General features: G+C 65.5%; 10 protein-coding genes. 5 read left to right on the forward strand and 5 right to left on the reverse strand.

What is annotated here, in order from left to right:
- Positions 1-51: 51 nt before the first annotated feature.
- Genes B2V21_RS01820 through B2V21_RS01835 form a run of 4 tightly spaced genes read right to left on the reverse strand, consistent with a single transcriptional unit; the run spans position 52 to position 3,753 of the window.
- Positions 52-462, reverse strand: coding sequence for a PPC domain-containing DNA-binding protein (locus tag B2V21_RS01820; protein ID WP_286915859.1), 411 nt, complete (start codon positions 460-462; stop codon positions 52-54).
- Positions 459-1,010 (reverse strand): hypothetical protein, encoded by a 552-nt coding sequence (locus tag B2V21_RS01825; protein WP_286915860.1) that lies wholly within the window; start codon positions 1,008-1,010, stop codon positions 459-461. The genes B2V21_RS01820 and B2V21_RS01825 overlap by 4 nt, the downstream gene beginning before the upstream one ends.
- Entirely contained in the window at positions 1,010-2,587 is a 1,578-nt protein-coding gene (locus tag B2V21_RS01830; protein ID WP_286915861.1) for an acyl-CoA synthetase, read from the reverse strand. The genes B2V21_RS01825 and B2V21_RS01830 overlap by 1 nt, the downstream gene beginning before the upstream one ends.
- Positions 2,584-3,753, reverse strand: coding sequence for an acetyl-CoA acetyltransferase (locus tag B2V21_RS01835; protein ID WP_286915862.1), 1,170 nt, complete (start codon positions 3,751-3,753; stop codon positions 2,584-2,586). The genes B2V21_RS01830 and B2V21_RS01835 overlap by 4 nt, the downstream gene beginning before the upstream one ends.
- A gap of 411 nt (positions 3,754-4,164) precedes the next feature.
- On the opposite strand from B2V21_RS01835, the gene B2V21_RS01840 reads away from it, so the two are divergent.
- Genes B2V21_RS01840 through B2V21_RS01850 form a run of 3 tightly spaced genes read left to right on the forward strand, consistent with a single transcriptional unit; the run spans position 4,165 to position 7,869 of the window.
- Positions 4,165-5,196, forward strand: a complete 1,032-nt coding sequence (locus B2V21_RS01840; protein WP_286915863.1) for a TRAP transporter substrate-binding protein — start codon at positions 4,165-4,167, stop codon at positions 5,194-5,196.
- Complete coding sequence (locus B2V21_RS01845; RefSeq protein WP_286915864.1) at positions 5,193-7,076, forward strand: TRAP transporter large permease subunit; 1,884 nt, start codon at positions 5,193-5,195, stop codon at positions 7,074-7,076. The genes B2V21_RS01840 and B2V21_RS01845 overlap by 4 nt, the downstream gene beginning before the upstream one ends.
- Positions 7,077-7,089: 13 nt before the next feature.
- Positions 7,090-7,869 (forward strand): SDR family NAD(P)-dependent oxidoreductase, encoded by a 780-nt coding sequence (locus B2V21_RS01850; protein ID WP_286915865.1) that lies wholly within the window; start codon positions 7,090-7,092, stop codon positions 7,867-7,869.
- Positions 7,870-8,010: 141 nt separating this feature from the next.
- On the opposite strand, the gene B2V21_RS01855 is transcribed toward B2V21_RS01850, so the two are convergent.
- On the reverse strand, positions 8,011-8,913 hold the full coding sequence (locus tag B2V21_RS01855; protein ID WP_056842924.1) for a LysR family transcriptional regulator: 903 nt from the start codon (positions 8,911-8,913) through the stop codon (positions 8,011-8,013).
- A 154-nt stretch (positions 8,914-9,067) separates the two neighbouring features.
- On the opposite strand from B2V21_RS01855, the gene B2V21_RS01860 reads away from it, so the two are divergent.
- Positions 9,068-10,132 carry a sigma-54-dependent Fis family transcriptional regulator gene (locus B2V21_RS01860; protein ID WP_286915866.1) on the forward strand — a complete coding sequence of 355 codons (1,065 nt, stop codon included), beginning with the start codon at positions 9,068-9,070 and terminating at the stop codon, positions 10,130-10,132.
- Positions 10,133-10,178: 46 nt separating this feature from the next.
- A partial coding sequence (locus tag B2V21_RS01865; protein WP_286915867.1) for an SDR family NAD(P)-dependent oxidoreductase occupies positions 10,179-10,467 on the forward strand: 289 nt, incomplete at its 3' end.

The raw sequence follows: 10,467 nt of genomic DNA on the forward strand, positions 1-10,467 counted from the left end.
CCCGCTCCCACAGGTTCACTACTGTTTCTTGTGCAGAGGGTTGCCGCCGATTCAGTCTGGCAGCCATTCCTGCAGGGTCAGTTCCACGGTGATGAACGACAGGTTGCGGCCGCGCTCCAGGCGGCCGGCGAAGATGTTGCCGTCGGCGTCGGCCACCACGGCTTGCAGGCGGCTCTCACCGATGACGATCTCGCCGCTGATGCTCAGAATCTCCACGCCGGGCCCGGGCACGGTCAGGGTCTTCAGGCCCTGCCGGCCCAGATAGCCCAGCTGTGCGTCGATCAGGCTGCCCAACCCGCCGCGAATCACGGCCAGCTCGATGCCGTGACTGGCACACAGGGCTTCGGCGCTTTCGACGATGTCTTCGTTGGGCTTGAGCCGCGCCACTACCAGACGCCCCAGGCGGCCGGTCTGGACGGTTGAAGGGGACAGGTCCGGTTCGAGTACGGCGCTGGCGTTCATGAAGCCTCCTGGTCGATCGGGTGCAACAGGCTGAAATGGGTTTCGGCGTCGGGTTGCGATTGATAAGCGACGTGATCGAACAGGCACAGGCGGATCACCAGGTTTTCACTGCCGACCACCAGCCTGTCGAGCAGCAGATGGCCGCCGTGCTGCTGGCCGTCGCGATCCAGAAAGCCGGCGTGGCAGTGCAGCAATGGCCTGTTCTGCGCATCCCGGCCCACGGTGATGGCACCGCTGATGAAGGTGATGTAGCCGTCCAGCACCACCGGGGCGCCGTAGTCGTAGGGCCGCTCCGGCTTGTCGGTGACCACCATGCGGTGGTAGCTCAGGTGCGCCGCGCCACCACACAGGATGCGGCCCACGGCGCTGCCGTACCGACGCCCCTGCAGGGCTTGCAGTACGCCTGCGCCGACGTTGCACGCCAGCGGCAGCACCAGGCGCAGTTCTTCACCCTGTGCCACGCTGCGGTCCAGCCGACGCGGCTGCTGGGCCGGCCCGCCGTGAACGAAAACCCGCACGCCGTCGCGCTCCTCGAAATGGGGATTCATCAGGCCACCTCCTCGCGTTCCTGCAGCAACGCGCGGATCTGCTTCTTGACGATCTTGCCGTAGCCGGACTTGGGCATGGCGTCCCAGCGCACGAAGCGTTTGGGCCACTTGTAGCGGGCCAGGCGCGGCTCCAGGTGGGCCAGCAGCTGCTCGTCACTGACCTGGCCGGTGGTGACGATCACGGCGCAACCGCACTCGCCCCATTTCTCGTCCGGCATGCCCAGCACGGCTACCTCGTTGACCGCCGGGTGGGTGAGCAGCGCTTCCTCGACCTCGCGCGGGTAAACGTTGGAGCCACCGGAAATGTACATGTCCGAGGCCCGCCCGGTGATGAACAGATACCCCTGTTCGTCGACATGACCCAGGTCGCCGGTGTGGAACCAGCCGTGCTTGAAGCAGCTGGCATTGGCCGTCGGGTTGTTGTAGTACCCGCTGAACACGGCCGGTCCGCGCACGCAAATCTCCCCGTCCTCACCGGTGGCCAACTCGTTGCCGGCATCGTCCAGAATGGCCACTTGCATGCCCGTGCGCGGATAACCGCAACTGCCGACCTTGGCGGCGGGGGAGTCTTCGGCGTCGTGGCAATCGGCGGGCAGCACGGTGATGTTGCCGGTGACTTCGCCCAGGCCGTAATACTGCACCAGCACCTTGCCCAGCTTGCGCAGGGCGTGGCACTGATCGGCGCGATACATCGGCGCGCCGGCGTAGATCACATGGCGCAGGCTGCTGTGGTCGTAGCGGTCGACGGCAGGGTCTTCGGTGAGCATCTTGACGATGGTCGGCACGGTGAACAGGTTGTCGACGCGGTGTTCCTGCACCAGGCGCCAGGCTTCGTCGCAGTCCAGCCGGTCGCTGGCCGGCAGCACGCAGGCGGCGCCACGCGCCACGTTGACCAGCGCGTGGATGCCGGCCCCGTGAGACAGCGGCGCCAGCACCAGCGAGCGCGAATGCTGGGAGAGCCCCGGCATCAGGTCGGCGATGTGGTTGTTGATGACGAAGGCCATCTGCCCGTGCGTGAGCACACCGGCCTTGGGATGACCGGTGGTGCCGGAGGTGTAGAAGAACCACAGCGGGTCATGGTAATTGACGTCGGCGGCGCGGAACGTGCTGGCGTGTGGCGCGCCTTCGTCGAGCAATTGCCCGTAGCTCAGTTCGCCCGCGCGCGGCTCGCCGATGGCGATCACCTGCGCCAGCGTCGGCGACTCGGCGCGCACCGCATCCACGTAGTGCGCCAGCCCCTCGTCGTAGAGCATCGCCACCGCACCGCTGGAACTGCCCAGGTAGGCAGCCTCCGGCGGGGTAATGCGCACGTTGGTCGGCACCCACACCGCGCCCAGGCGGAACGCCACCCAGGCGCTTTCGAACAGCGGCAGGTTGTTGCGCGAATGCACCAGCAGCTTGTCGCCCTTGCCCAGCCCACGCGCGCGCAGCGCCGCGGCGACGCTGTCGACCCGTTGCGAAATGCTGCGCCAGGTGTGTACCTGCTCGCCGCGAATGAAGCCCGGTGCGTCGGGGTAGCGCCGGGCGATCTGGTTGAGCAGTTCGCCCAGGTTCATCACGTTGTCGATGCCGGTCATTGCACGCGCTCCAGAATGCTCACGTAGTTGGTCACCGCCGCGCCGCCCATGTTGAAGACGCCGGCGCGATCGGCCTTGGCCAATTGCATGTCGCCGGCCTGGCCGCTGAGCTGCATGGCCGCCATCACGTGCATCGACACACCGGTGGCACCGATCGGGTGGCCCTTGGACTTGAGCCCGCCGGACGGGTTGACCGGCAGGCGACCGTCCTTGCGGCTGATGCCTTCGGCAATCACCCGCGCGCCCTGGCCACGCTCGGCCAGGCCCATGGCCTCGTACTCCAGCAGCTCGGCAATGGTGAAGCAGTCATGGGTTTCCACCAGCGACAGATCAGCCAGGCTCAGCCCTGCGGTGTCCAGCGCCTGTTGCCAGGCCCGCGCGGCGCCTTCGAACACCGTCGGGTCGCGGCGCGACAGCGGCAGGTAGTCGTTGACCTGCACCGCCGCCCTGAAGCTGATCGCCTGGCCCCGGCCGGGCGCGTGGTCGTCGCGGCTGATCACCAGCGCGGCGGCGCCGTCGGTGATCAGCGAGCAGTCGGTGCGCTTGAGCGGTCCGGCCACGAACGGGTTCTTCGCCGACGGCTCGCGACAGAAGTCGTAGCCCAGGTCGCGGCGCATGTGCGCGTAGGGGTTCAGTGCGCCGTTGGCGTGGTTTTTCGCGGCGATCATCGCCAGCGCGTCGGACTGGTCGCCGTAGCGCTCGAAGTAGGTCTGGGCGATGGTGCCGAACACCCCGGCGAAGCCACCTTCGATCTGCGCTTCCTCCTTGGCGTAGCAGCACTTGAGCAGGATCTTGCCGACCTCGTCGGTGGGCAGCGTGTTCATCTTCTCGAAGCCCACCACCAGAGCGTGCCGAGCCTGCCCCGAGAGCACCGCCTGCAGCGCCGAGTGGATGGCTGCCGAGCCGGTGGAACAGGCGTTTTCCAGGCGTACCGACGGGGTGAAGCGCAGCGCCGGAATGTGATTGGCGAGCAGCGCGGAAGGAAAATCCTGATACAGAAAGCCGGCATTGAAATGACCGACGTGGACCGAATCGATCTGCTCGGCGTCCAGCCCGGCATGTTCGAGCGCGCCCACGGCCGCATCGGCCATCATCTGCTCGGGATCGAGCTGGTCGAATTTGCCGAAGGGGGAGTGGAACCAACCGCTGATGACTGGCGAACCCATGAGGTGTGTCCTCGATTGAAGGCTTGTTGATGTTGTTTGCCAAGGGCGATAGCAAGAGCGGTGCCAAGGCCTTGAAACGCCAGCCGGCGGCGGGCTGGCTGTTACCCCGCAGACGTCGGGTGTCGCCCCAGGTGTCGCTTCGTCGGTGATGGGCGACACCTGAGGGAGACACCTGTTACATCGAGCCGGGCAGGGCTTGGCGCGTGACATCTGCGGATACATTCACATCGGTGCGAGTTTGTTTAGGCAAAACAGCAGCTTGCTGTCCGCTTCACGCCGATGGGCACGGTTTTTCAGCGGGTCGGACAGGGGTGGCACCCGATTTGCTTTCTCACCGGTACCCCAGCGCCTGCCCCGGCAGCCCGGTGAATGAAAGCTGGTCAATAAAAACAAGAAGGTCAGGAGAGCTACATGAGTGATTTCTCGCGCCGCCGTTTCATCAAGACCGCCACCCTCGCATCGGCGGCCGTCGCCGCCACGGGGCTGGGCTTGTTCAGCCCACGCAGCGAGGCGGCGGATTTCAGGCTCAAGTTCGCCAACAACCTGCCCATGATTCACCCGATGAACGTGCGGGCGCGGGAAATGGCCAAGGCCATCAAGGAAGAAACCAACGGCGCGGTGCAGATCCAGGTGTTCCCCAGCAGCCAGCTGGGCAGCGACACCGACACCCTGGCCCAGGTGCGTTCCGGCGCGGTGGACCTGTTCGCGTTGTCGCCGGTCATCCTCGGTACCTTGGTGCCGTCGGTGCAGATCAGCGCCGTGGGTTTTGCCTTCAAGGACTACGATCAGGTCTGGAGCGCGATGGACGGTGACCTGGGTGCCCATGTGCGTAGCGAGATCGCCAAGACCGAAACCCTGTTCGCCTTCGACAAGATGTGGGACAACGGCTTTCGCGTCACCACTACCAGCACACGCCCGGTGCTCAAGCCTGAAGACCTGGTGGGCATGAAGCTGCGCGTGCCACCCAGTCCGATCATCATGTCGATCTTCAAGGCATTCGAGGCGGCGCCCACCAGCATCAATTTCGCCGAAGTGTATTCGGCCCTGCAGACGCGCATCGTCGAAGGTCAGGAAAACCCGCTGACCCTGGTGTCGTCGGCCAAGCTCTATGAAGTGCAGAAGTACTGCTCGTTGACCAACCATGTCTGGGACGGCTTCTGGATGCTCGGTAACAGCAAGTCGTTCGCCCGCCTGCCGGCCGACGTGCAGGCGGTGGTGCGCAAGCACATCGATGCTGCGGTCATGGGCCAGCGCGCCGACCTGGCCGGCTTGCAGGGCAGCATCCGCGACACCCTCAAGGAAAAAGGCCTGGAGCTGGCCGACACCGAGCCGCAGGCGTTCCGCGAGAAGCTGCGCAGCGCCAACTATTACGCCGACTGGCACGAAAAGTTCGGTGAGGCCGCCTGGGCCATCCTCGAAAAATACTCTGGGAAGCTGGCATGATGAGCGCAGAGGCGATGCCGGCCGAAACCGTTGCCATGCGCCTGCCGGCCCGGGCGCTGACCTGCCTCAACCGCTGCGCCATGCGCGTGGTCGAGGTGCTTGCCGTGGCCTTGATGCTGGTGGAAACCTGCGTGCTGCTCGCCGGCGTCGTCTCGCGCTACGTGTTTCACAACCCGCTGGTGTGGACCGACGAGCTGGCCTCGTCGCTGTTCATCTGGCTGGCGATGTTCGGCGCCGTGCTGGCGCTCGATCGGGGCGAGCACATGCGCATGTCGGCGCTGGTCAACAAGCTGCCCCCGGCCTGGCGCGGTTTCAGCGAAACCCTGTCGGCGCTGATCGTGGTGCTGTTCGTGGCCATGATCATCACCCCGGCGATGGTCCACTCCCATGAGCAGATGGCGATCACCACGCCGGCCCTGGGCATTCCCGACGGCGTGCGTGCCGCCGCACTGCCGGTCGGCGCCATGCTCATGCTGCTGGCGGCGGTCGCGCGCATGGCCCGCTATTCCACCCTGCGCCAGTTCGTGGCCGGCGTAGCCGTGGTCACCGTGGTGGGCAGTACGCTGTGGCTGGCCCAGCCGCTGCTCGCCGAGATCGGCAACTACAACCTAGTGGTGTTCTTCCTGGTGCTGCTGGGTGCCTGCGTGTTCGGCGGCATCCCGATCGCGTTCGCCTTCGGCACCGCCACCATGGCCTATCTGGCGCTGGCCACCCATGCCCCCTTGTCCATCGTCGTCGGTCGCATGGACGAGGGCATGTCGCACATGGTGCTGCTCGCCGTACCGCTGTTCGTCCTGCTGGGCGTGGTGCTGCAGCTGTCGGGCATGGCCCGCACGCTGATCGACTTCATGGCCTCGCTGCTGGGGCATGTGCGCGGCGGTCTGCAATACGTGCTGCTCGGCGCCATGTTCCTGGTGTCGGGCATCTCCGGCTCCAAAGTGGCCGACATGGCCGCGGTGGCACCGGCACTGTTTCCGGAGATGAAGAAGCGCGGCTCCGAGCCCGAAGAGCTGGCCGCCTTGCTGGCGGCCACCGGGGCGATGACCGAAACCATTCCGCCGAGCCTGGTGCTGATCACCATCGGCGCCGTGTGCAGTGTCTCGATCACCGCGCTGTTCATCGGCGGCCTGATGCCGGCGGTGGTGGCCACCGTGGTCATCGCCATCGTCTGCTGGTGGCGCTCGCGCAAGGAAGCCGTGCCCACCGTCAAGCGGGCGCCGATGTCGGTGGTGGCGAAGACCTTCATGGTCGCGCTGCCGGCCCTGGCCTTGCCATTGCTGATCCGCGTGGCGGTGCTCGAAGGTGCGGCCACGGCTACCGAAGTCTCGACCATCGGCGTGGCCTATGTGGTACTGGTGGGCTTGGTGATGCACCTGTTCATGCGCCACATCGAGTTCCGCAAGGTCTACCCGATGATGATCGAGGCCGCGGCGCTGTCCGGGGCGATCCTGTTGATCATCGGCATGGCTTCAGCCATGGCCTGGGCGCTGACCCAGTCGGGGTTCTCGGCCAGTCTGGTCGACCTGATCAGCGAAATTCCGGGCGGCGCCATCGGCTTCATGTTCGTCACCATCGTGACCTTCCTGATTCTGGGCAGCGTGCTCGAAGGCATTCCAGCCATCGTGCTGTTCGGCCCGCTGATGTTCCCGCTCGCCGAAATGCTCGGCATCCATCCGGTGCACTACGCCATGGTGGTGATCCTGGCGATGGGCATCGGCCTGTTCGCGCCGCCCCTGGGCGTGGGTTTCTACGCCGCCTGTGCGATCAGCAAGACGCCGTCCGACCATGTCATCCGCCGCGTCTGGGGTTACCTGGCAGCATTGGTGGTGGCGCTGGTCATCGTTGCCTGTTTCCCGTGGATTTCCATCGGTTTCCTTTAAGAGAGTCCTGGTCATGAGCCAAGCAGTCAGACAGCTTCCCAGCAAGAGCGGCGAGGGCCGGGTGGCCTTCATCACCGGCGCGGCCATGGGCATTGGCGCGGCGATCGCCCAGCGCCTGGGCGAGGACGGCCATAGTGTGGTGGTGGCCGACATCAACTGCGGCGCCGCCGAAGAAATGGTCGCCGGTTTGCGCGCCCAGGGTATCGAGGCGCGGGCGGTGGTGATCGATATCGGTGATGCGCAGTCGATCGCCGAGGTGTTCGCCGGTCTGTCGCGCTGCGACGTGCTGGTGAACAATGCCGGCATCGCCAGGACCCAGGCCTTTCTGGACTGTGACCTGGGCGACTGGCAGCGGGTGTTGAACATCAATGTGACCGGTGCGCTGCTGTGCGGTCAGCAGGCCGCGCGGCTGATGAAGGAGCAGGGCTGGGGGCGGATCATCAACGTCGCGTCAATCAGTGGCATGCGGGCGAGCACGGGGCGCACTGCCTATGGCACGTCGAAGGCCGCGGTGATCGGTCTGACCCGGCAGATGGCGGTCGAACTGGCCGAGTACGGCATCACCGTCAATGGCATCGCGCCGGGGCCGGTGGATACACCCCTGACCCAGCGCCTGCACTCCAGCGCCACCCGCGACTCCTACGCCCGCGCCGTACCCATGCGCCGCTACGGCACCCCGGCGGAAATGGCCGGCGCGGTGGCCTTCCTCGCCTCCGACGATGCTTCCTACATCAGCGGTCATGTGATTCCTGTGGATGGCGGCTATATGGCGTCCGGCATTCTGGAAATCTGAGCGCCCAGCCATAAACAACGCGGTGTGTCAGGCATACCCCGTCAATCCTTCGCGGCCACAGATCACACACTGCGGTCGATCACTATCCCACTGTAGGAGCGGTCATCGGCCGCGAAAGGGGCACTGCGATATACCGGACACTCACTGATCCTGCAGCGTCGCCTCTTCACCCGCGCGCATGGCGCTTTCCACGAAAGTGGCGATACAGGGATTGTGATTGTCAGCCTTCCACACCGCTACCACCTCGACCACTGGCGGCGCCACCAAGGGCCGGAAGGTGGTGGTGGTCAGGCGCATGTTGCGCATCGAGCGCGGCACGATGGCGATGCCCAGGCCTTCGCCGACCAGGTTGACGATGGTCTGCTGCATGTTGATTTCCAGCCCGACATTGGGCGTTACGCCGTGCTGCAGGCAGTAATTGACGATCATGTCATGCAGCGCCGGGGCGATACGCCGTGGCACGATGATGAAGGTTTCCGCCGCCAGGTCGCGCGGATCGATCAGCGGCTGTTCGAGCAACCGATGCCCCGGCGGCAGCACCACCGTCATCTCCTCCCGGTAGATGGTCACCGTTTCCAGCCCGCTGCAATCCTGCGGCCGGTACATGATCGCCACATCCTTGCTGCCGCTGCTGATGTCCTGGGCCAGGTCCATGGGCAGGGTTTCGGTCAGCTTCAGGTTCACCTGCGGGTACTGCGCCGCGTAACGCCGGGTGATGGCCGGGGTGACGCTGTAGGCCGTCGACATCATGAACCCTACCGACAACTCACCCGCCGCCCCCCGCGCCGCCGCCAGCGCATTGCGCTTGGCCTGTTCGAACGCTGCGAACACCGTGCCGGTGTCCAGATAGAAACGCTGGCCGGCATCGGTCAGCTCCACGTGGCGGCGCGAGCGATCGAACAGCTTCACGCCCAGCTCTTGCTCCAGCAGCGCAATCTGTCGCGACAGCGGTGGTTGGGAGATGTGCAACCGCTCGGCGGCACGACCGAAGTGCAGGGTTTCAGCCAGCGCACGAAAATACTGTAAATGCCTGAGCTCGATCATGATGCTCGCAAAGGTATCAGTGGGTACCTGATTATGGATTGGAAAACATAACTGCGCCTGCCGTATTGTGAAATGGCCACAGCGTCGAGGCTTGCGTCACGAGCGCCAGACCTCGAGATAGTCACGAGCTATAAAACAATAAAAGGTGACGCCGATGTCTTCCGTTCGCGAACACACTGCACGTAACACTTCGCCCGCACTGTCCTGCGCGGCACTGCCCGAATCCGATATCGCCAACGACAGCGACCCACAGGTGCGCCAGGCCTTCCGCCGCGCCCTGCGCCTGATGGAACGTGGCATCGCCGTGCTCGTTCAGGGCGAAACCGGCACCGGCAAGGAAGTGCTGGCCCGCGCCCTGCATGCCCACAGCCAACGCCATCGGGCCCAGTGCGTCGCGCTCAATTGCGCCTCCATTCCGGAAAGCCTGATCGAGAGCGAGCTGTTCGGCTACTCGCGCGGCGCCTTTTCCGGCGCGTTGCCCTGCGGCAAGAAAGGCAAGGTTCAGCAGGCCGACGGCGGCACCTTGTTTCTCGATGAAATCGGCGACATGCCCTTCGAACAGCAAACCCGCCTGCTGCGGGTCATCGCCGAACGCGAAGTCAGCCCTCTGGGTGCCGAGCGCAGCGTCAAGGTGGACTTCGCGCTGATCTGCGCCACCCACCAGAACCTCACCGGCCTGGTCGAGCAAGGCGCCTTTCGCGAAGACCTGTTCTATCGCATCGCCACCGGCGTCGTGCAGTTGCCGCCCCTGCGCGAGCGTACCGATCGCGCCGAACTGGTCTGCCGGATGGTGGCCAGCGAACTGCCCGGCTGCGACCCGCGGCAGGTCATCGCTTCGGATGTCTGGCCGCTGCTGCTCAATCACCCCTGGCCAGGCAATCTGCGGCAGATGCGTGCAGTGATTCGCTACGCCTGCGCGGTGATGGAGGGCAGCCGCATCCAGCGCAGCGATCTGCCCGCGGACTTTGTTGCGCAACAGGGTGCGTCCACCCAGGCAGCGCCTGCCAACGTCACGCCGATCCGCCGCCCGGTCACCCTGGCCACGCCGGTCGACGAGCGCGCCGACGTGCTGGATGTGCTCAACGCCTGCCGCTGGAACATGTCCGCGGCAGCCCGTGCCCTGGGCATCTGCCGGCCGTCGCTGTACCGGGTGTTGCGCCGGCTGGGTATCCCGCCGCTCAAGGACCAACTCGCCCAGGGCGTTTACCAGCCGGCCTGACGCCCCGCTTTGCGCTGCAGGCTCTTCAACCAAGGGAACAACAATAATGAATGCCCCTATCAGTCTTGCCATCACCGGCCAGGTGGCGGTGGTGACCGGTGCCGCGCGCGGTATCGGCTTTGCCATCGCTCAGGCGCTGGGTCAATGCGGTGCGCGGGTAGCGATTGCCGATCTCGACGGCGCGGCCGCCCGCGCCGCTGCCGGGCAATTGTGCGAACTGGGCATCGACGCCATCGGCGTGGCCGTAGACGTGGCCGACGAGGGCCAGGTGCAGGCCATGGTCGAGACCATCGAACGAGCGCTGGGCGGTATCGACATTCTGGTCAACAACGCCG

Source organism: Pseudomonas sp. UBA6276 (assembly GCF_002438365.1).
GTDB classification, from domain to species: Bacteria; Pseudomonadota; Gammaproteobacteria; order Pseudomonadales; family Pseudomonadaceae; genus Aquipseudomonas; species Aquipseudomonas coleopterorum.

Excerpts from the sequence above, each read along its gene's own strand:
- B2V21_RS01845 (WP_286915864.1), top strand. The coding sequence starts at position 5,193 with ATGATGAGCGCAGAGGCGATGCCGGCCGAAACCGTTGCCATGCGCCTG.
- B2V21_RS01855 (WP_056842924.1), bottom strand. The coding sequence starts at position 8,913 with ATGATCGAGCTCAGGCATTTACAGTATTTTCGTGCGCTGGCTGAAACC.
- B2V21_RS01850 (WP_286915865.1), top strand. The coding sequence starts at position 7,090 with ATGAGCCAAGCAGTCAGACAGCTTCCCAGCAAGAGCGGCGAGGGCCGG.
- B2V21_RS01825 (WP_286915860.1), bottom strand. The coding sequence starts at position 1,010 with ATGAATCCCCATTTCGAGGAGCGCGACGGCGTGCGGGTTTTCGTTCAC.
- B2V21_RS01860 (WP_286915866.1), top strand. The coding sequence starts at position 9,068 with ATGTCTTCCGTTCGCGAACACACTGCACGTAACACTTCGCCCGCACTG.
- B2V21_RS01840 (WP_286915863.1), top strand. The coding sequence starts at position 4,165 with ATGAGTGATTTCTCGCGCCGCCGTTTCATCAAGACCGCCACCCTCGCA.
- B2V21_RS01830 (WP_286915861.1), bottom strand. The coding sequence starts at position 2,587 with ATGACCGGCATCGACAACGTGATGAACCTGGGCGAACTGCTCAACCAG.
- B2V21_RS01835 (WP_286915862.1), bottom strand. The coding sequence starts at position 3,753 with ATGGGTTCGCCAGTCATCAGCGGTTGGTTCCACTCCCCCTTCGGCAAA.
- B2V21_RS01820 (WP_286915859.1), bottom strand. The coding sequence starts at position 462 with ATGAACGCCAGCGCCGTACTCGAACCGGACCTGTCCCCTTCAACCGTC.